This window comes from Microbulbifer celer, from assembly GCF_020991125.1.
GTDB classification, from domain to species: domain Bacteria; phylum Pseudomonadota; class Gammaproteobacteria; order Pseudomonadales; family Cellvibrionaceae; genus Microbulbifer; species Microbulbifer celer.
Window position 1 is genome coordinate 3,597,731 of sequence record NZ_CP087715.1, and the last position, 19,972, is coordinate 3,617,702.

Below are 19,972 nucleotides of genomic sequence, written 5' to 3' on the forward strand. Positions count from 1 at the left end.
CCGACTGACCATGACGTACAACCGGGTTTCCCGCTAAACTAACCCCCATGCATAACCCCAATCTCGACAGCGATCTCACCCACGGCAGCCTGCGCGGCCAGTTCCTGCTCGCCATGCCCGCCATGGAAGATCCCCGCTTCCAGAAAACCGTGACGTTCATCTGTGAGCACCGCGCCGACGGCGCCATGGGCATTGTGGTCAACGCCCCAAGCAATGTGTCCTGGCGGGAAGTGTTCGAGCAACTGTCCCTGAAAGACGTCAGTCAGCGGGGCGAAGAACCGGTACTGATGGGCGGCCCCGTCTCCCAGGAACAGGGATTCGTGCTGCACGGCCGCGGCATGCAGTTTGCCTCCACCGCTGAAGTCACCGACGAAATCAGCCTTACCGCGTCCAAAGACATCCTCGAATCCCTCGCCGCCGGACGCGGCCCCGACGACGTCCTGCTGGCCCTCGGCTATGCGGGCTGGGGCCCCGGCCAACTGGAGGAAGAACTCACCGACAACGCCTGGCTGACCCTGCCGGCGGAACCGGAAATCCTGTTCGCCACCCCGTGCGAAAAACGCTGGCAGACCGCCGCCGCCCGCCACGGTATCGATCTCAGCGGGATCAGCTCCCAGTCCGGCCACGCCTGATGAGTGCCACGACCGCCCTCGCCTTCGACTTCGGCACCGGCTCCATCGGCCTCGCCTACGGCCAGAGCCTCACCGGCAGCGCCCGCGAGCTGGCGCCACTGCCGGCAAAAGACGGCAAGCCGGACTGGGTTCAGGTGGAAAAAATCCTCCAGGAATGGCGCCCCAACGTCCTGCTGGTGGGCCTGCCCCTGAATATGGATGGCACAGAAAGTGACTTTTGCGCCCGTGCGCGCAAGTTCGGCAACCGCTTACACGGCCGTTTCGGCCTGCCGGTGGAATACGCCGATGAACGCCTCAGCACCCGCGCCGCCAAAGACGAAGCTCGCGAGCGCGGCCACCGCGGCGATTACGCCGACAACCCCATCGACTCCATCGCCGCGCGCATCTTTCTCGAGGACTGGTTGCGGCAGCAGCCCTGAGCGCAAAGTCGCACCGCATTTCCCTGCCCCCAGTCTCTCTCAAACTGTTAGACTTGCCGCCGAATTTTCAATCGACTTTTCAACCGCATGTCTGACAACGCCGTTTCACAATCCGCCCTCTCCCGCATCGTCATCGCCACCCGCCAGAGCGCCCTCGCCCTGTGGCAGGCCAATTTCGTCAAACAACAGCTGGAGTTGCACCACCCGCAACTGGAAGTGGAACTGCTGCCCCTGACCAGCCGTGGCGACCAGCTGCTGGACATTCCTCTCAGCAAAGTGGGCGGCAAAGGCCTGTTCGTGAAAGAGCTGGAAAGAGCAATGCTGGACGGGGAAGCGGATATCGCCGTGCACTCCATGAAAGACGTACCAATGGAGTTCCCCGAAGGCCTGCACCTGCCGGTGATCTGCGAGCGCGAAGACCCGCGCGACGCCTTTGTGAGCAATCACTACAAAACCCTCGACGACCTGCCCAAGGGTGCCGTAGTCGGCACATCGAGCCTGCGCCGCCAGTGCCAGGTACTGGCCCGCCGTCCGGATCTGGAAGTGAAGTTCCTGCGCGGCAACGTCAACACCCGTCTCGCCAAAATGGACGCCGGTGAGTACGACGCCATCATCCTCGCCGCCGCCGGTCTGCTGCGCCTGGAGATGCACGACCGCATCGCCGACTTCATCGCCCCGGAAATCCTGCTGCCCGCCGGCGGCCAGGGCGCCGTGGGTATCGAATCCCGCCGCGACCCGGCGCTGGATGCACTGCTCGCCCCCCTGCACCACACCGAAACCAGCCACCGTCTGATCGCCGAGCGCGCACTGGTACGCCGCCTCAACGGCAGCTGCCAGGTGCCCATCGGCTGCTATGCCACCCTGCAAAGTGGAGAGGGTGGAGAGGGCGAAGACCAGCTACATGTACGCGGCCTGGTAGGCAGCCCGGATGGCGAAACCATGCTGCACTCTGAAGTGCACGGCCCGGTCAGCGAAGCCGACGCCCTCGGCGTGCGCCTCGCGGAGCAACTGCTGCAGGCAGGGGCCGACAAGGTCCTCGCCGCGCTGTAAACAAAACAACCAATCTAAAACGACATTGTCAGCCAGCCCAGCCAATATGAGCCAGTCACTGCAGGGAAAGCACATCCTGATCACCCGCCCGGCACACCAGAGTGCCGGCTGGCAACAGGTGCTCGCCGCGGAAGGTGCCATCAGCCACAGCATCCCCCTGCTCGCCATTGTGCCCATCACCGCAGACAGTGACCCGGAGGGCGCGCAGGCGATCAAAAATCGCATTCTGGATTTTGATCAGTACGACCACGCGATTTTCGTATCTATAAATGCCGTGCAGTACGGCTTCGACTGGCTCGACGACTACTGGCCGCAACTGCCCCAGGGCCCCCGCTATTACGCCATTGGCGCCGCCACCGCCCGCGCTATTCAAGACCGCGGTGCCGAGCCCAGGGCAGACAGCGAACACAACACCATGGATTCCGAGGCACTGCTGGCCCTGCCCTCGCTGCAACAGTCAGCGGATCAGCGCGTGATCATCTTCCGCGGTCGCGGCGGCCGCACCCTGATGGGCGACACCCTGCGACAGCGCGGCGCCCGGGTGGACTACTGCGAGTTGTATCAGCGCCAGTTACCCGCAGAAGCCGAGTCGGCACTGCGCGACTACAACCAGCCCGTCGACGCCATTACCGTGCACAGCGGCGAAACCCTCGACAACCTGCATCATTGCCTGCAGGCCACAAAGCGCGAAGACCTGCGCACCCTGCCCCTGATCTGCCCCAGCGTACGTGTCGCCACCCGCGCCCACGATCTCGGTTTTGCCCGCGCCGAGGCCGCGATCAATGCCGGAGACAGCGCCATGCTCGCCGCCCTGCGAGAGGCTCTCGCCGCCGGATAACTCAGACATAACGCACAAGGCGGTAAAATATTTCATTTGCGCGCCAGACTCCGTATAAACAACCGCATCAGTCGCTATAATTTGGCGACAAAATTCTTTCGGCACCCGGGTCTACAAGGCGCCCGACCGCGCAACGGCGCCTCCCGCGAGCAAACGAATCCCTGAGCGACACATCATGAGCGATAAAAAAACCCCGACGCCCGGCAGCCAGAGTAAACCCGAGAAGCAGGTGCCGCCGACGAAGGACGTCCCGCTGGTGACAGAGAAGGTTGAGCCGGACCAGGCTGCCGGCGAAAAAGCCGGATCGAAGAGCAATTTCGCCAAAGCGGATCAGGCGCGGGGGAAAGACAGTAACGGAGACAAGGGCGGAAATGGCGGCGGCAAGCAGGGTAAAGCCGCCAAAGCCCCCCGCAAAGGCCATGGCTGGCTCTGGTTCTGGCTGTTTATCCTATTGCTGATCGCGGCCGCCGTCGCCGCCTGGTACTTCCTTCCCGCGGTACGCCAGCAGGTCGACCCACACCTGCGGGAGGTCCCGGTTGTGGGCAAGTTTTTTGACAGCCACACCGCCCTTGCCGGCGACACATCGCGCAACAATGCAAGCGCCGCGGACACTGCGGATACCCGCGTCACGGACAGACAATCCAGCTCCGACACCGCGACGCCCACCGCCGACAGCGGTTCCGACACTACCCGCTCCGCGGAATCCGGCACTGACACATCGGGCAACGACCGCGAAACAGGCACAGATCAAAATACAGACCAAAGAACTGCGCAGCCCGATCAATCCGCACGTCAGGCCAGCCCGCCGACACAACAACCAGGCGCTACATCGCCGACACCACCACCGGCGGTCGACCACACCAAGGAGTTGCGCCAACAGCTGGAGCAACAGGCGCAGACCATCGCCCGCCTGCAACAGCAACTCGCCGGGCTGCAGCGCAATGTCACCGCCCAGGGCAATCGCCTCAGCCAGCTCGGTAATGCCAGCCGCGAAGACTGGCAACTGGCGGAAGCAGACTACCTGCTGCGCCTTGCCGGCCAGCGCCTGAAGCTGGAACAGAACAGCCGCGCGGCCCTCGGCCTGGTACAGGAAGTGGACAAGATCCTGCGCAACCTGGACCTGCCGGACCTGTACGGCGTACGCCAACAACTGGCCGGGGATCTCACCGCCCTCAAGCTGGTGGAAAATGTCGATCGTGAAGGGTTATACCTGCGCCTGCGGGCGCTGGAAGAGCAGATGGTCAAACTCAACATCCAACCCCAGTTCGACCTCGCCAAACAGGCAGACATCGCCGCCGGTGAAAACGCCGCCCCCGGCAAAGACAACGTCGAGTCCAGCTGGAACAATTTTGTCAATTTCCTCAAGGGCTCCATCCGCATCCGCGACGCCGAGGTGGACCCGGTGCTGCTCTCCCCCCAGAGTGAAAGCCGTTTCCGCCAGGGACTCCAGCTCAGTATGGAACAGGCGGAACTGGCGCTGCTACGCGCGGATGAAACCGTTTATCAGGACGCGCTGCAACGCGCCACCAAACTGCTGCAGGAATATGGCGTCGACAACCGTCAACGTCAGGTCATCCTGAAAGAACTGCAGGAACTGTCCGGAGTGACGGTGGCCACAGAGCTGCCAGACCTCAGCGCATCCCAGACCGCCCTGCGCAATTACATCGACCGCATGCACAAAATGTCCTCCGGCCAGGATGACAGCAGCAGTCGCATTCCGGGGGGCAGCCAGTGAAACGTTTCCTCTTTTTTGCCCTGGTACTGCTCCTCGGCGGCGCCGCCCTCACCGAAGCAATCCGCTCCTACCCCGGCTACCTGATGCTGATGATCGGTGGCGACGCCGGTAAACAGATCGAAATGAACCTGTGGGTGGCGGTCGGCGCTCTGGCTCTGGGCATTCTCGCCCTGTTCCTGTTCTTCTGGCTCCTGCGCAGTATCGCCCGCGCCATCGAAGGCGGGTTCAGTCGCATCCGCTTTGGCCGCAGCCGCATGGCCCGGCGCAGGCTTACTAACGGGCTGGTGGAATACATGGAAGGCAACTGGGCCCGCGCCCGTCGCCTGCTGCTGAAAAGTGCCGCGCGCTCCGATGCGCCCATCATCAACTACCTCGCCGCCGCCCGCAGTGCTTTTGAACTGGGCTACCGGGATGAAGCCAACGAACTGCTGGCGAAAGCGGAAGCCACCGGTGACGACACCCAGCTCGCCGTCGCCATCAGCCAGGCGCGTATGCAGCTGCTGGATCAGCACTACGAACAGTGCATTGCCAGCCTGCGTCGCGCCATGCAGGAAGAACCCAACCACCCTGCACTCCTGCAGCTGTTGCGCCAGGCCTACCACCACATCGGCGAATGGAACGGACTGCGGGAGCTGCTGCCGCGGTTGGAAAAGCACGCCAACATGCCCGAGTCGCAACTTCAGCAGCTGGAACTCGAGGTATACCAGCATCTGCTGAAAGATGCCGCCGATCACAAAGACCGGGAAAAGCTGCGGGAGATCTGGCAGAGCCTGAACGGCCGCTGGCAACGCAATATCGAACTGCGCAATCAATACGGCGCCATGTTGCACAAAGTTGGGGACGATGTAGAAGCAGAAAAACATCTGCGCTGGATTCTCAACCGGGAGTGGCGTGCAGACACGGTGCGCCTGTATGGGCACCTCAGCGGTGCCGACGCGAGCCACCAGCTGGGCGTCGCCGATGGCTGGCAGAAAGAGTACGGTGAAAATGCCGACCTGCTCACCTGCCTTGGCCGGTTGTGCCTGCGCAATGAAATCTGGGGTAAAGCCCGCCAGTACTTTGAGAAAAGTCTGCTTTTGCGCTCAGATCCCGCCACCTCGGCGGAACTGGCACGGTTACTGTTTGCCTTAGGAGAGAAAGAGCAGGCCGCACGACTGTATGAGCAGGGGCTGTTACAAGCGGTATCCGACCTACCCGAGCTCCCCCTGCCGGGCCAGGGTTCCAAGCTCCTGAATGCCCGGGCGTCATAACCCGGGCACAACCGCATATAAACCATAACGGAGACACAATCGCTTTATGTGGTACAACAAACGAAGTTATCCGAATCCAGTCCATCAGGCCTCCCATAAATTTACAAATCCTTTGCTCAATCTCTCCCTCGCTTTTGCACTACTCGCCGCCACTCTCCTCACTACGCCCGCAACCGTCGCACAAGCAATAACACTCAAACCCCAGGACGCCCTGCTCAGCCACTACGACTATCCATACCCGGTTAAAACGTTCGAAGTGACCGCACAGCAGCGCCCACTGCGTATGGCGTATATGGATGTAGCACCAGAGAAAGACGCCAATGGAGAGACCGTCCTGCTACTGCACGGCAAGAACTTCTCTGGCGCCTACTGGGCGCGCACCATCAAGAACCTCACAAACCAGGGATACCGGGTGATTGCGCCCGATCAGATCGGCTTCGGCAAGTCCAGCAAACCGGAAGGGTTTCAGTTTTCCTTCCAGGCACTGGCAGATAACAGCAAGGCTCTACTGGATGCGCTGGGCGTAGAACGTGTGATGGTAGCCGGGCACTCCATGGGCGGCATGCTCGCCACCCGGTTCGCACTGATGTTTCCGGATACGGTGGAAAAACTGGTCCTGATCAACCCCATCGGCCTGGAGGACTGGAAACGCACCACACCCTATCAACCCATCGATCAGGCCATCGCCCAGGAAAAGCAGCAAACCCCGGCAACGGTCAAAAACTATATGACCGCCGCCTATTTCGATGGCAAATGGAAGGCGGAGTACAACCCGCTACTGGCAATTCAGGCCGGATGGACCATCGGCCCCGATGCGGACCGCATCGCAGAGATCGACGCCCTCACTTCCGATATGGTGTTCACTCAGCCGGTGCTGTATGAATTTGGTGATCTCAACGCGCCCACGCTATTGATTATTGGCACCCGCGACCGCACCGCGATTGGCCGCAATCGCGCCCCGGATTCCATCCGCCCGCAACTGGGCCGCTATGATCGCCTGGGGAAACTGACTGCAGACGCCATTCCCAATGCACAGCTCGTGGAACTGGACAACATCGGTCATGTACCGCAGTTTGAAGATTTTGATCGCTATATGATGGCGTTTAGTGAATTTCTGAAAAACGATAGGGAATGAACCATCCCCGAGGAAATTCAACCCGGTACAAGGAAGTACCGGGCTCCAACCGTATGGGGAAAATCAGCGACTCAAAAACTACAGGCGACTTTCTTGTGTCGCCGCTACTGAAACGACCGTGTTGTTCTCTACCGTCACCACCACCAGGAACATACCGCCAATATCTCCTCGTAGCTTATAAGTGAGGACTTCGCGCTTGACAGGGTCATTCCCAACCCCCTCGTCCACCGCAATGGTCTCCACCTCCTGATACATCGGCGCCCCCGCAATTGCGATCACCTCAGACTTACTCTTGCCAGTAGAGATCAGTTTTCCACTGGCCAGCCGAAAACTACCCGCCGCATTGACACTCAACGCATACAAGATTGCAGTCAATAAAACCAAGAGATTCAATTTTTTCATGTCATCTACCCTCGCCGTTAAACCGCTCGAACACAACTGGAAGCATCATTCTGTCCCCTGTTCGCTAATGCGCACCACCTCCTGGTGCTTCTCAGTTGCCCACTCGTGACACAAGTCCGATAAAAACTGAGTAAGATCCGCCTCCGATATATCAGGTGGTATAAAAATCCCCGCACGTCTTCGCTTTCCTTCCGGCCCCACATAAAATGTCGACCAGTTACCCCGGATTTTTTCTATCAGTACTTCTCTACCGAAAACATTGTATCTGTATATACTCATAGTGAACCCCCATTATCGCGCCCCGTTGTGAGCAACGCACTGCTGTAGCTGACGCCAGTAGTAACCACACAATACGCACCAGAATGGAATCAACTAATGCCCTGCATCAGGATAAAGAGAACTCATACGCCTCTTTTATTAGTGGTTCAATCTTCCTTAGCTCATTAAGAGTTCCAACTTTAGCCACATGTGTGACCTGTTTTCCATCATCAACGATTTTAATAAAAATAGGACTATTAATCTCTCTTCCAAGATGAATAGCAACACGAACCGCGTCTTTCATTACTGAAAGATCGACAAATATCCGGGAACTCCGAAACAGGACATACCTATCCCTGGCAACAGTCTCAACTTTTCCCAGCTGATTAACTAATTTTTCTATAGCACCATAAACTTCGACGACTGATTCCGGCCTACCTCTTATCACATCCTCGCGATTTCCAGTGCCACAAGCATGCCTCTGGTTTTTACGCGTAAACTCTCTGTCGCATTTAGGGCATCGCCACATTTTTTATTCCTATTCGTGTATTTTCGCGCTGATACCGAGAAAACTAGTTTCTCTACGATGCGGCACTTATCCCAATGCTCTACCATTCCGCGCGTTCACGCGAATCATCGCCACTTTTACTAAAATAATCTTATGATTAAGAGAAGATTCTGAGCATAAGAACTAAGCCACAGTAACCTAAACCGGCCAAAGCAGGCAATGTGGACAAAGCAAAACCTGGTGCTCGCCACAAAACATTATTATGATATGCCAACCAAAATATCATACGGCCTACTACAAACACCCCTGAATAAATTGGCAGCAAGCTAAGGTACTGGTAAGGAAGAAGAACAGACAAGGCAAGAGTATTAATGGCGAAGACCACAATCTGCTCATGAGTATTGGATAATACTCTCAGATCAACTGCCATACCCTTAGAGTTCGCTATTACTTTTGTTGGGTCTTCAGATGGGTTTCCATAACGTTGAGAGCCGACTCGCAAAATTGTTGCCAAAAAAAGGATCGATGGAAAAACAAGACATTCTATTCCGAGCCTGACGCGCTCAATCAACACCACTTCCTGGGTGATTTTAGGGAACATATAATAGAGCGCAGAGAACAAAAACAGTGTTCCCAGAAGTCCAACGGCCATCCCCCGCTTTACGGTTTTATTATTTGACTCCTGGCTCAAATTACAAATTCCTTATATAGCGAAAAGTATTTCAAGGTACTCTCAGCATGAAAATTTATCGACTATTGCCTGTACTATTTCTCCATTGATTTAACGCCGATCAACACACGCGGTTTTTAAGTGAAGGTAAAACGCAACGGAAAATCCATCGCCGTGAGGACTGGCTTTGTTATACGCTGCCCTCACTCTCAACGACGAGTACTCGCACCTCACCTCTTGGATGGGCCACGTGCTCCGTACCGACCGAAGCAAAGAATATGTCTCCTACCTCCATCACGGCTACTTCTTCAGCACCATTTAACCGGTAGTACATATCTACTACACCATCTAAAACGACGAAGACTTCTTCTCCGTCGTTTACGTGCCATTTGTATGGCTTATCTGTCCAATGTAGCTTTGTGGTGATTCCCTGCATGTTTGCAATATGCTTTGATCCCCAAGCACGATCGGCGGTGAAATCCTTACTTCTTACAATTTCCATATTTAAATACTTGCTAATTTCTCAGAGTTTAGGTTGTGTATAACGCCGCAATTACGCGCTTGTCGCGTGCATTGCATTCTTAGCAAAGACCACTAAGCCTACCTTTTCGGGTAGCAGTAATGGTTGGTCTGGATAGACCCTTTGCATTAATGAATGAAAAAAACCGGAAAAATCAGTACTAAACAAACCTTCATTCTTGCTCAATTTCGTGAAGGAAACGCTCTAGAATGTTCCGGCTTTGAGCCAACTTTTCCGCTTTCTGATCGGAAAGGTGGATTTGCTCGTGCAAGACATTGCGCAGCTCATCACACGGCTCGAAAACTGAACCCTCCCCTCTCACACAGGGTAAAAATTTATGGATTGTCGCTAGGGTCATACCTGCCGATCCCAGCAGCTTTATGCGCTCAACCGTCTGCACCTCATCTTGCGCGTAATCACGATACCCACTGCTCGTACGCTTCGGCTTCAGCAGCCCCTCAGCTTCATAGTAACGAAGCATTCGAAGGCTCACACCCGTACGTTTTGATAGCTCCCCTATCCGCATCTCATTTTCCCTTCTTGACTCTAACAGCACTGTCAGGGTTTAGGATAGCCAGAATTCAATCAGGAGCCAATGACATGCCAACCAAATCCAGTGATTACCAACCCCGTATCAATGGGCATCCAGTCACCCTTTCCGAAATGAGCCCCTTGGCGTTTGCCGGGTTTGCACACTTCACCGCCATGCAGGTGCGTGACGGAAAAATCAAAGGGCTGGATCTTCACCTGGAACGCCTACGAGAAGCTTCTATGGCGTTTTTTGGAAGAGCGCTGCCCGATGAAAAACTGCAGTCCCATATCAGAACAGTCGTTGATGAAGGAGAAAAAGATCTGTCACTAACCGTTACCATCTTCTCTCACCATGGCGAGTTCAACGCCAATAGCATGGATGTAGAGCCTTCAGTCCTTGTCCGCACAGGCGCGCAGTCCGATGGACCCACAGGCCCCTTGAGACTGAGTGCTGTGGAGCATGAACGACCTCTAGCAGCCATTAAGCATGTGGGAGAAGCCGGCAAGACCTACTATCTGCATCAAGCCATACGCCAGGGCTTCGATGATGCGGCCTTCGTGGATAGGCATGGATGCCTAAGCGAAGCGACAATATGGAACCTGGTTTTTTGGGATGGTGAAACCGTGATCTGGCCCAAGGCTGACATACTGAAAGGCACCATGATGGGCATAATTCAGCGTCAACTTGAACGCCTTAATATTCCACAGCGTCACGAAGCCATCACATTTAAACGTCTAGGAGAACTGTCTGGCGCTGCCGTGATGAATTCATGGACACCCGGAATTCCAGTAACCGCCATAGCTTCTAATGTCCTCGAGGAAAAAAAGCCGTTCATCAACCTGCTCCACAAGGCCTACGAGGCTGAGCCCGCCAATTTACCTTAAGGATAGCTCGCTTGCTGACAATTCACAGGTGAGAGAAATTTCGACATGGCTGGATGGAAAGTTGGGGTGCGCGCCCCAACTTTCCTTGCTTGAAGGCCGCCTATAGTCAGTAGAAACATATGTTCTAGTTCTTGCAAGACTACTCAACCTCTGCACCAAACAATTTCTAACGTTCGGCTCACGCGCCGGCTTGTAGCCGCGAAGCGGCGGGAAATTGGTCTCTGTGCAACCGATTGTTAAGTGTCTTGGATTCATATTGCGGCTCGCTCGTCACAACGGCCCAGTTCAAAGTTACCGATTTTGAACTCCACTATCCTCTCCCTGAACATTTAACGCCGCAGACACACGCTTGTCGCGTGCTCTGCCTTATATGGTATTTACCACTAATCTCGGCCAGATTTCCAACGATCTTTTGATGAAAACGCGTGTAGCTTATCCCAGACCAAGTTTTTAACAAATCCCGCAGCAAGACACCAATCCGACAATTCCGGCGCATCAGGCAAATTGGAGCGAGGGACGCGCGGAAATTTGGTCCGCCTGCCGCCGCTCGTTACGAGTGATACGCTATGATGAGCTCAGGGTGCCCGGTGTGCTCATCGAATTGCTCTCGAAGTAAAGTAAATCCTGTAGCGCAGAAAGATGGGCGTCCGATGTAGGGCCGAAGGCTAGAACGAACTACAACAATTTGTTGAGTGATTCCAGGCTATCAGGCCCACCATCGAACCGAATACAATCGACAGATTCATCCTCCCAAAGGGCCGCGGATGTTGTGTGGAGGTGAACAGAAACCCTTGAAGTGGTCAGTCCATTAAGCAAACCGGCTGGCACCCAAACCATGCCGGTGCTCCTCAGAATATTGGGAACCGGACTCCCACACACTGAACAAAAGTCAGTCTGATAACCGCTTGGCTTTTGATAAGACCTGATCTCATCTTGACCAGACACCCAACGAAAACTGTTGCCCGGCACAAAAGTAGCAGCATTAGCGGCCGCCCCTGTAGCTTTTCGGCACAGCGAACAATGACATTGATAGAGGTTCGGTATCTCCCCATCGATTTCGAACTGCACGTTTCCGCAGAGACATTCACCTTGCATCGATCAACCCTTTGATATTTAGCACCGCGCTTAGCGGAAAATATGGACGCGCAGCGGATTACTTGTCCGACCGCAGAACATTTTTACGAGTGATACTCCATGATCAGTTCAGGGTGGCCAGTATGCTCGTCGATTTGCTCATCAAGGAAAATAAACCCATGTTTTTCATAGAAATTGATGCTAGGAACATTCTCTTTGTAAACGGAGAGTTGCAAGCTCTCTCGCCTGTTTTTAGCGTCATTAAGCAAGGCTGTTCCAATTCCCTTGCCTTGTGATTCTGGAGTCACAAAGATCGCAGCCAAAGTGTTTCCGTATAGGCTATAGAATCCGTTAATTTTCTCCTCATATTCCAGTACAAATGTCTCCGATGCAGGAATGTATACATCCCGCATCTCACTGACCTTTGACTCCCAAAAATTAGGTTCGATGAAGTTATGAGCTTCGATCGACGCAGCAAGCCAAATCGCTAAGACTTGATCAACATCGGCTTGCCTATACTCGCGAATCATTTGACTATTTCCTATTACTCATACCATCTGGCTCATTTGCGCCACTTTACGCTCAAATGGAGCTACTTGTTAATCGCTTTCACATAGCACGGAATGAAGTAAATCAGGAATCCAGTCTGGCTTGAACTGAGAAGCTTTTTCTTCGCGCATTTCAGCTAAACTCCACCATCTCCATTCTTGAATAGTACACTTTTCCTCATCCGTCCATTTCGCTGGAGATACCTCTGCACCTGAAGGCCATTTAACCAAGAAGTATTTTTCGAGCCAGCGAGCTGGTACCGACCTCGCTACTGCGTATACTTCATCACGATCTCTTAGCACCTCTCCAACTTCCTGTATTAGCCCCGTTTCCTCATACAGCTCACGCTTCGCAGCATCGACATAGCCTTCACCAGGCTTCAGCTCTCCTCCCACTGTTGCCCAAAACGGTGGCTGGTGCTCGTCATTGTAAAAAAACAGCAATAACCGTCCTGATTCGTCAACGATTATGAGCCGTGATGATTTTCTTGTTTCCATTGTCTAAAACTCCATGACCGCTTCGAACTCTTAGCGCCGCTCAACACGCGCGGTTTTGGAATGGAGGCGTAGCCGCAATGTAAAAACCGTCGCCGTGACTGGCATGATTAGGCCTCACTACCGCTAAGGGCTTTACTCACGTACTCGATTGCCTCCGGCATGCCGTCGAGAACCGCAACTGCCAAACTAAAGTCTTGGTGCTTAGACATTTCTGTAGGCACTGCCACACAATCGATACCAGCCCGGAACGCAGCTTCAAGCCCATGCTGAGTATCTTCAATTGCCAGACACTCAGCAGCGGAGACACCGAGCTGCTGGAGCGCCAGCAAATAGCAGTCAGGCGCAGGCTTACTTGCTCGGACGTCATCTCCTGAGACGACAGCAGAGAAATAGTCCTTAAACTCGTTGACCCGTAGCGTTGTTTGAACACCACGCGCGCTGGCGCCCGTCACAACAGCTAGCTTCAACCCTGCGCTGTGAAAGCAAGATATGGCCTCTTCTGCTCCTGGCATCAAAGGAAACGCTTGCCGATCAAGATACTCTCGTGTTGCGGCGTTCTTCGCCTCCGCGAGCTGTTCCGGTGGATCATCGATACTTAACCTCTGTACCAAGTCTACGGCATTGGCAGGTGTTGGTACGCCTGCATAGCGCGCCTTGTACTGCTGCTCCGTTAAAGTAAAACCGTAGCGTTGAAGAACTCGCGCCCACATGCTGTAGTGGATGGGCTCGGAGTTGACGAGCGTGCCGTCGTGGTCAAATAGAACTGCGCGAAGTTGCATATGGTTTCCGAGAGACATAATTTGTGAAGCACCGAGTAGCCGGGAGCCGTTACCGGCCCCAGGCCTCTAAGAACCGTACGTGCGGGTTTCCTCGCATACGGCTCAAGCCCCTCAAAGGTTCAGGCTGAACCCGGTGATTTGACTCATTATCAATTCTGTCCTGCACCTTACGATGCCAAGATGCATCCTGCAATATGGTGAGCCGCAGCTGTGCCTGGACATAATTGCAACGCTCTAGCCAAACCACCTTCGCAATACGTCGCTAAGGCGGGGGAAGATCAACGTCGGCTGCATTGCTTGGTTATAACTAGTCCTTGGTGTCACCACCCTTGTCCCTCCTGTATTGCTCATCAGCCTTAATTAGAAGATGCCCAATAAATCCTACGAATAAAACGGTTACAAAATAGAAAAGCATTGGGTTATCTTCAAAAGAAACTTCATACGTTCTTGTGACTAACTTCCCCGAGAAAATTGAAGCAACTAAAGCAATGAAAATTGTGACTGCAAATACTAAGCTACCCTTCCAGTCTTTGGACTGTTTTTCTTTTTGATGTGCTACTTCTTTAAGCCTATTTAAAAGCTCTTCATCTTCTTCTCTAGGGTTTTCAATCCTAAGTTGAATTTTATCTCTAATTTCCTTGGCCCTTTCAGGATACAGGTTTGTATCCACACTTTCTGCGGCTTCATAAAGTTCCTGTAGGCTGTACTTTTCGTAATCAGGTTTTCTGTTCATTGCAGGTTATAACGCCGAGCTCTAGGGCAGACCACGCTATGTGCCTTTTATGCGAAAATGCGAGCGTATCGAGTCGCATAAAAGGTGCATAGCGTGGGATGTCCCTCAGGAGCGAATTGTTAGAGCTAGACCTCGCCGCGGCTGAAATCTTTGATTTGATCTCCGAAAATAGAGGCCGCCTCCGTTTCTAGGCGCTCTTTCAAGCCGACAACCTCCAAGCAATCATTGCCAGCATCAGCAGCTTCATCTTCATCTTCATCTTCATCTTCATCTTCATCTTCATCTTCATCAGTAGAGTTCTCTGCTATATCCTTTAAGCGCTGAATTTCTCTTGAAAGAGACTCTAAAACGACCCTGGTTTCCCAGTCTAAAAGTGAAGTTTTAAGCTCTCGTAGAACACTCATTATGAAACCTGCTTCTTAAATACCTTTTGACACTTCATGGCCAATTTAGAAAGAAGCCCCTTGTAGTGGTCAACTCTTTTTGGCCACCGAACTCTGAGCATTCCAATATTTCTCTTCCGCCACATTCGGCGGCATTCCATCATTTTTCTGATGGGGGCGTATTTGGCTGTAGTAGCCAATGATGTAACTCGTGATTCCCTGTTTAGCCGCAGGGAAGGACTTGTAGCCGGTTTCCGGAACCCACTCTGTTTTGAGACTCCGGAAAAAGCGCTCTGTCGGTGCGTTGTCCCAGCAGTTGCCGCGACGGCTCAGGCTCTGCGTCATTCTGTAGCGCCACAGTTGTTGTCGGAACGCGAGGCTTGTGTACTGACATCCCTGGTCCGAGTGGAACATGATGCCTTCCGGTTGCCCTCGTGATTCGTAGGCCATCGTAAGCGCCTTTTTAACCAGGGCGGTGTCAGGCGATAACGATAGCGCCCAACCAACCGGCTTACGCGCAAAGAAATCTATAACTACCGCCAGATACGCCCACCGGGCACCTGTCCAGATATACGTGATATCGCCGGCCCAAGCCTTGTTTGGTGCAGCAACGTTAAACTCCCGATCCAGATGATTCGGAACATCAACGTGTGGTTGCTCAGCCTTCTTGTACCGATGATTTGGAAGCTGGGTGCTCTCCAAACCGAGTAGCTTCATTCGCTTTGCAGCGCGGTACCGGCTGAGCGGTGTACCGCCCTGTGTTACGATCTTCGAGATGGTTCTTGCCCCTGCAGAACCGTTGCTAACTTTATGAGCTGCCTTCACTAACGCCTGTAGTCGCACCTCTTCTGGCTTTGGCTCGGACGACCTGTCACGCCAGCTCCGATAGCTGCTCCGGTGTACATCAAATACGTCGCACAACCGCTGAACGGCATAGCTCCCCTGCAATCGCTCGATTATTTTGAACTGTTCAGCGAGTCCGACATCAAGAGAGCTGTAGCCTTTTTTAGGATTTCTTTCTCCTCTTCGACTCGCTTAAGCTTCCGTTCTAGCTCTTGGATGCGGATCTGATCTGGAGTAATAGCCACGCCCTCCGGCGCCTTGCCGCCTCGCTCTGCCCGGAGCTTCCGTATCCACGACTCCATCGTGGATTTACTGACTCCCATGGCTTCGCAAGCCTCTTTCACGGTGTAGTTCTGGTCGACTACCAGCTGGGCTGCCTCGAGCCTGAACTCGGGGTCAAATCGCTTCTTTTTTGACTTGGTCATTAATTCACCTGATCTCGTTGAGCATGATAATATCACTCAAAGTCAGGTGGCCAAATTCAGTGTGCCACTACAGCGCTCACCGGCGGACAATGCTAAGCACCTTTGTGCGAAAATGGGAGCGCAGCGACCAGCACAAAGGTGCTTAGCGTTGGCCGTCCGGTGCAGCGCTTGGTTAGCCACGCTACTTGAACCAGCGCTCATACAGAACCGTATGGCAGCGCGCTGCTATGCAGCCGAACACCCATATTAAAACACCGAAGAAACCAATTAGAGTCCAAACACCCAGCGCCACAAGGGAGAACCCATCCTTGTTTGTCGCGTCTATAGCTTGCGGCAAAACATCCTTAATCATTAGACCCCAGTAACCCGCGACCATGAAAGATGCGGCGCCAATTATTACTGCCCATACACTTTTCAGGCTCGAAAACGACTTTCTTTCTTTTTCCTTGGTGCCGCCAATTGCTGAATTTTCAAAACTCATAATCAATCTCCATATTTTGGCTTTTGGGTGGCTAACGCCGCGCTCAGGGGCGGCTAAATTTGTGTGCTTGATTGCGCAAAAATGGGAGCGGAGCGACCGCGCAATAAAGTGCGCAAAGTTAGCCGTCCGCTGCAGCGCTTGGTTAGTTGCGATCAAGGCCTAGTGGTATGCTGTTTACTTGATCAGCATACGCGTTTCTAAAACTAAACTGCCCCAGAAGACCAGATCCGCCGTTTATCAGCTTGAGGAACATGGCAGCATGGGAGTACAACCTTCTGTCTTTGCTTCTGCATGATAAATTTAGATAACCCTCCCAATACTCCCCGACGAGATTGTAATCAATATTCAACTTGCGCTCTGAAGATACAAAATTAAACTGCATGGACCCCGTTATCTTGTGGGCATTTTGACTCAATACAACTGAAAACGTACTTACGCTTTCAGAATCTTCATCTCGATACTCCGCGTACCAACTTCCAGAAATGTCAGCTCCTTGATACCGAAACCCTTGATACCAAGGAATGATTATTTTCACCCAAAATTCTTTAACCAGAAAGATAAGGCATGCGGTAAGCACACCAGATAAGACACCGATCAGAATCGTCTCTTGAATGCTCATATAACTCTCATGCAACTAACGCCCAGCGCAGGCGCAGCCAGCGCGGAGCGCATTTTGTGTTAATGTTTGAGCGACAGCGAGTAACACAAAAGGTGCGTAGCGTTGGCTGTCGCTCTGCCGCTGTTTGTTATGCATTTGCGATACCCGAGAGCTCAGACAGAGCATCTTCAAGTGCTGCAACAAGTGCTCTATAGGTCTCAATTTTTAATGTTGTTGATTTTTGAACGGAATTATCTAAACGGGCTTTAACTGTTGCCATATTTACTTTGTATTTATGAAAAAAGAGTGTTGATTTCTCCACATCTTTGGCACTAGAAAAGCAATCAATATTTGAAGTAATTAGATCATAAAGAAAATCACCAACAACAACTTCACAATATTGTGTTTCTCCGAAAGTTGCATTATTTTTATCGAGAACAACATGATCAATAAGATCGCTCTTGATCAATTCTAGGTGTTTTACAGCCATGGATGCTATCAACTTGGATTTAGCTCTCCGCTTAAGGCAATCAATGAATTCCTTGATCGCGAGAGCAATAATGGCACCTATAAAACCTATTAAAATTTTTTCCCACATTACTTTCTATTGCCTATGCATAACGCCCAGCGCAGGCGCAGCCAGCGCGGAGCATATTTTGTGTTAATGTTTGAGCGCCAGCGAGTAACACAAAAGGTGCGTAGCGTTGGCTGTCGCTCTGCCGCTGATTGTTAAGTGGGGGCTAGCACCCACCATCTCCCCCACCTCCACAGTCTCCGCCACTACCATGTCCGCCGCTATCGCCGCCAAAATACACTCCGCCATTGGTACGTTGGTTCACACCAAATTTCACAATAACCCAAAGAATGCTAGATATGAGAAAGCCAGTAAAGATGATTGGGGCGAAAACTGAATTGAGTGAATCATTTGAGGACAGCTCTATAAACTGCCAAGAACCTAGAAGACCCGCCAGGTTAAATATAAATGACTTCATCGGTACTCCTTTACTCACTTAACGCCTTGCTCAGCGGCGGCTTACTTTATGCACTTTTTGCGCAACAGTGGACGCGTAGCGGCCGCGCAAAAAGTGCATAAAGTAAGACGTCGGCTGCAGCAAATTGTTAGGCTTATTTTTCACTATGCGCCCGCTGCTCTAGCAATTTTTGCAAAGTTCGACTAACTATCTTAGATGTAAGTTGATGATCTATTTGACAAGTTGTAAAGCTTGCGCTCATTAATTCAGCAGGATAGCCAATTTCAGAAGTAACTTCTTTACCTGCTTCTATAAATTCTGAAAGTAAAATATAAGAACGGCCAGAAACTACAGAATCTGCAGACTCAATATTCCTAAAATAAGGAATTTCCTGAATAGTTTTTGTCTTATCCGCATACTCCATACCTGCTTCAGCGAGATGCTTCAACTCAGACTCACTTAAGTTTTCTATTGAGACTTTATTTAAAAGAAACTCTCCGCGCTCTTGAATAGCAACTTCTCGCGCTTGGTTTTTCTGCCTCATAAAATTTTTAACATACTCGTAATCCAAAATTTCTACCACTTCTTGACTCTCGATTAAACCAAAAGGGAAGGCATAAAGTCTCTTGGTACAGTCTCGCCAAATGGTTGTTGTCGCATTCGAGGCGATCGAAACGAGTAATGTAATCGTAAAAACTAAGACTTTCATCGATAGAGCCTAACGCCGCGCACAGGGGCGGCTTACTTTATGCGCGTTTTGCGCGAAAATGGGAGCGCAGCGACCAGCGCAAGACGTGCATAAAGTAAGCCGTCCCTTTGCTGCGCTTTGTTAGGCAGCGGTGCCAGAGTGCGCTGCTATAACCTGCCATTGCCCAGTATCCTTTGACCAAACGCGAGTAAATGTAAAGTTCCCGCCAGCTGGCTTACCTGAATATGTACCTTCTATATTTGCTTTAACGGATACAACAGCTGTATTTTGGCCACTTAGCAATATCTTTTGATCGCTTAATTCTATCGATGTTATCTTAAGTGAGCCACTTTCATGCGCCTCTAGATCCATACTTTTATTCAAGCGTTGGCCGAAGTGATTAGTGAAAATTAGGTTTTCAGCCAAATATTTATTGAGGCTATTTACATCTGAAGAAAGCATTGCTACGCGAAGATTTTCCTCTTCCTTCATTACTTCCGCTTCTAGAATTTCGCTCATAAAATCATTCCTTGATTCTGCCTAACGCCCGCAGCACGGGCAAAATTGGAGCGCAGCGGAAATTTTGTCCCAGTGCCTGCGATTGTTATGCATCATCTGCCTCGTGCTTGGCCTGCCAGAAAGATATCTGATAGTCCATCAGGTCATCTTCATTGTCTGGTACGTAGAACTCCACTATGCACGGCTTTTCAGGAAAGAGCGCTCTGAGTTTCAGCTCATAGATTTCCTTGAGAGTCTTGCCGATGACGAGCAGCTTGTCCTTCGCAATGTCGGTGCAGCCGTAGTGCTGGATATCTGCTATATGCAGATGGTTGATCACCCACTCTACGGACTTTGGCGTACTACCTTTCTGCGACTCGAACCCTCGGACAGAGTCTTTGGAGAATCCCTCCGTGAATATGTAGTCCTCGAACTCGACGAAATTTGGCCAAAATATGGATGCGTAACCTACAGCGAGCTTAAAGTTGCCTTCACAGCCTACCCATGACTCAAGGTCAATTCCTTTCCCACTATTCCATGCCGCCAATTCGTCTTTCATGCTTTCTGGTATTTCCATGATCCCTCATGCATAACGCCCGCAACAGGGGCGACCAATGCTA

At 52.4% G+C, this 19,972-nt stretch carries 29 protein-coding genes; 8 read left to right on the forward strand and 21 right to left on the reverse strand.

The features are described 5' to 3' along the window. The first annotated feature begins 47 nt into the window (after positions 1-47). The 7 genes from LPW13_RS14800 (at position 48) to LPW13_RS14830 (ending at position 7,059) form a co-directional block, all read left to right on the forward strand. Positions 48-632 (forward strand): YqgE/AlgH family protein, encoded by a 585-nt coding sequence (locus LPW13_RS14800; protein WP_230436554.1) that lies wholly within the window; start codon positions 48-50, stop codon positions 630-632. Further along, positions 632-1,051: a Holliday junction resolvase RuvX gene (gene ruvX / locus LPW13_RS14805; RefSeq protein WP_230436556.1), complete on the forward strand. Its 420-nt coding sequence runs from the start codon at positions 632-634 to the stop codon at positions 1,049-1,051. Before LPW13_RS14800 ends, ruvX begins: the two co-directional genes overlap by 1 nt. A gap of 87 nt (positions 1,052-1,138) precedes the next feature. Continuing rightward, positions 1,139-2,101: a hydroxymethylbilane synthase gene (hemC, locus tag LPW13_RS14810; RefSeq protein WP_230436558.1), complete on the forward strand. Its 963-nt coding sequence runs from the start codon at positions 1,139-1,141 to the stop codon at positions 2,099-2,101. A 46-nt stretch (positions 2,102-2,147) separates the two neighbouring features. Continuing rightward, on the forward strand, positions 2,148-2,939 hold the full coding sequence (locus tag LPW13_RS14815; RefSeq protein ID WP_230436559.1) for a uroporphyrinogen-III synthase: 792 nt from the start codon (positions 2,148-2,150) through the stop codon (positions 2,937-2,939). 175 nt (positions 2,940-3,114) lie between these two features. Then, complete coding sequence (locus tag LPW13_RS14820) at positions 3,115-4,674, forward strand: uroporphyrinogen-III C-methyltransferase (protein WP_230436561.1); 1,560 nt, start codon at positions 3,115-3,117, stop codon at positions 4,672-4,674. Continuing rightward, positions 4,671-5,924 (forward strand): heme biosynthesis HemY N-terminal domain-containing protein, encoded by a 1,254-nt coding sequence (locus LPW13_RS14825; protein ID WP_230436563.1) that lies wholly within the window; start codon positions 4,671-4,673, stop codon positions 5,922-5,924. Before LPW13_RS14820 ends, LPW13_RS14825 begins: the two co-directional genes overlap by 4 nt. 112 nt (positions 5,925-6,036) lie before the next feature. After that, the gene (locus LPW13_RS14830) at positions 6,037-7,059 is read left to right on the forward strand and encodes an alpha/beta fold hydrolase (protein WP_230436565.1); all 1,023 of its coding nucleotides are present in this window, start codon (positions 6,037-6,039) and stop codon (positions 7,057-7,059) included. Positions 7,060-7,137: 78 nt separating this feature from the next. Here the strand turns inward: LPW13_RS14830 and LPW13_RS14835 are convergent, their stop codons facing one another. The 6 genes from LPW13_RS14835 to LPW13_RS14855 form a co-directional block, all read right to left on the reverse strand. Then, complete coding sequence (locus LPW13_RS14835; RefSeq protein ID WP_230436567.1) at positions 7,138-7,461, reverse strand: DUF2845 domain-containing protein; 324 nt, start codon at positions 7,459-7,461, stop codon at positions 7,138-7,140. Between the two features lie 45 nt (positions 7,462-7,506). Then, positions 7,507-7,740 carry a DUF7661 family protein gene (locus LPW13_RS18315; protein ID WP_420909923.1) on the reverse strand — a complete coding sequence of 78 codons (234 nt, stop codon included), beginning with the start codon at positions 7,738-7,740 and terminating at the stop codon, positions 7,507-7,509. Positions 7,741-7,846: 106 nt separating this feature from the next. After that, the gene (locus LPW13_RS14840; protein ID WP_230436569.1) at positions 7,847-8,248 is read right to left on the reverse strand and encodes a DUF5655 domain-containing protein; all 402 of its coding nucleotides are present in this window, start codon (positions 8,246-8,248) and stop codon (positions 7,847-7,849) included. A 136-nt stretch (positions 8,249-8,384) separates the two neighbouring features. Beyond that, positions 8,385-8,918, reverse strand: coding sequence for an MAPEG family protein (locus tag LPW13_RS14845; protein ID WP_230436570.1), 534 nt, complete (start codon positions 8,916-8,918; stop codon positions 8,385-8,387). A gap of 169 nt (positions 8,919-9,087) precedes the next feature. After that, entirely contained in the window at positions 9,088-9,399 is a 312-nt protein-coding gene (locus LPW13_RS14850) for a cupin domain-containing protein (protein ID WP_230436572.1), read from the reverse strand. A gap of 190 nt (positions 9,400-9,589) precedes the next feature. Beyond that, positions 9,590-9,943 carry a MerR family transcriptional regulator gene (locus LPW13_RS14855; RefSeq protein WP_268932655.1) on the reverse strand — a complete coding sequence of 118 codons (354 nt, stop codon included), beginning with the start codon at positions 9,941-9,943 and terminating at the stop codon, positions 9,590-9,592. A 74-nt stretch (positions 9,944-10,017) separates the two neighbouring features. Here LPW13_RS14855 and LPW13_RS14860 point away from each other — a divergent pair, with 74 nt between their 5' ends. Then, the gene (locus LPW13_RS14860; protein ID WP_230436576.1) at positions 10,018-10,833 is read left to right on the forward strand and encodes an aminotransferase class IV family protein; all 816 of its coding nucleotides are present in this window, start codon (positions 10,018-10,020) and stop codon (positions 10,831-10,833) included. 383 nt (positions 10,834-11,216) lie between these two features. Here the strand turns inward: LPW13_RS14860 and LPW13_RS18285 are convergent, their stop codons facing one another. The 15 genes from LPW13_RS18285 to LPW13_RS14930 form a co-directional block, all read right to left on the reverse strand. Beyond that, positions 11,217-11,336: a nucleotidyltransferase family protein gene (locus tag LPW13_RS18285; RefSeq protein ID WP_407941960.1), complete on the reverse strand. Its 120-nt coding sequence runs from the start codon at positions 11,334-11,336 to the stop codon at positions 11,217-11,219. 172 nt (positions 11,337-11,508) lie between these two features. Beyond that, on the reverse strand, positions 11,509-11,928 hold the full coding sequence (locus LPW13_RS14865) for a GFA family protein (RefSeq protein WP_230436577.1): 420 nt from the start codon (positions 11,926-11,928) through the stop codon (positions 11,509-11,511). An 83-nt stretch (positions 11,929-12,011) separates the two neighbouring features. Further along, complete coding sequence (locus LPW13_RS14870) at positions 12,012-12,437, reverse strand: N-acetyltransferase (protein ID WP_230436579.1); 426 nt, start codon at positions 12,435-12,437, stop codon at positions 12,012-12,014. A 69-nt stretch (positions 12,438-12,506) separates the two neighbouring features. After that, positions 12,507-12,953 (reverse strand): NUDIX hydrolase, encoded by a 447-nt coding sequence (locus LPW13_RS14875; RefSeq protein ID WP_230436581.1) that lies wholly within the window; start codon positions 12,951-12,953, stop codon positions 12,507-12,509. A 107-nt stretch (positions 12,954-13,060) separates the two neighbouring features. Then, positions 13,061-13,732 (reverse strand): HAD family hydrolase, encoded by a 672-nt coding sequence (locus LPW13_RS14880; RefSeq protein WP_230436583.1) that lies wholly within the window; start codon positions 13,730-13,732, stop codon positions 13,061-13,063. A 307-nt stretch (positions 13,733-14,039) separates the two neighbouring features. Next, positions 14,040-14,465, reverse strand: coding sequence for a hypothetical protein (locus LPW13_RS14885; RefSeq protein ID WP_230436585.1), 426 nt, complete (start codon positions 14,463-14,465; stop codon positions 14,040-14,042). Between the two features lie 125 nt (positions 14,466-14,590). After that, complete coding sequence (locus LPW13_RS14890) at positions 14,591-14,869, reverse strand: hypothetical protein (protein WP_230436586.1); 279 nt, start codon at positions 14,867-14,869, stop codon at positions 14,591-14,593. A gap of 69 nt (positions 14,870-14,938) precedes the next feature. Then, positions 14,939-16,116 (reverse strand): IS3 family transposase gene (locus tag LPW13_RS14895; protein ID WP_407941935.1). Its coding sequence is split into 2 segments (ribosomal slippage): positions 14,939-15,849 and positions 15,849-16,116, totalling 1,179 coding nucleotides; the frame shifts between segments, so codons are not numbered across the junction. Positions 16,117-16,297: 181 nt separating this feature from the next. After that, positions 16,298-16,597 (reverse strand): hypothetical protein, encoded by a 300-nt coding sequence (locus tag LPW13_RS14900; protein ID WP_230436588.1) that lies wholly within the window; start codon positions 16,595-16,597, stop codon positions 16,298-16,300. 142 nt (positions 16,598-16,739) lie between these two features. After that, entirely contained in the window at positions 16,740-17,216 is a 477-nt protein-coding gene (locus LPW13_RS14905; RefSeq protein WP_230436590.1) for a hypothetical protein, read from the reverse strand. Positions 17,217-17,343: 127 nt separating this feature from the next. Further along, a complete protein-coding gene (locus tag LPW13_RS14910) occupies positions 17,344-17,793 on the reverse strand; it encodes a hypothetical protein (RefSeq protein WP_230436591.1) in 450 nt (149 codons plus the stop codon). Positions 17,794-17,935: 142 nt separating this feature from the next. Then, entirely contained in the window at positions 17,936-18,187 is a 252-nt protein-coding gene (locus LPW13_RS14915) for a hypothetical protein (protein WP_230436593.1), read from the reverse strand. 133 nt (positions 18,188-18,320) lie between these two features. Beyond that, positions 18,321-18,875, reverse strand: a complete 555-nt coding sequence (locus tag LPW13_RS14920; RefSeq protein WP_230436594.1) for a hypothetical protein — start codon at positions 18,873-18,875, stop codon at positions 18,321-18,323. A gap of 120 nt (positions 18,876-18,995) precedes the next feature. After that, a complete protein-coding gene (locus LPW13_RS14925) occupies positions 18,996-19,373 on the reverse strand; it encodes a nuclear transport factor 2 family protein (protein WP_230435010.1) in 378 nt (125 codons plus the stop codon). Positions 19,374-19,458: 85 nt separating this feature from the next. Further along, positions 19,459-19,929: a hypothetical protein gene (locus LPW13_RS14930; RefSeq protein WP_230435011.1), complete on the reverse strand. Its 471-nt coding sequence runs from the start codon at positions 19,927-19,929 to the stop codon at positions 19,459-19,461. Positions 19,930-19,972: the final 43 nt, after the last annotated feature.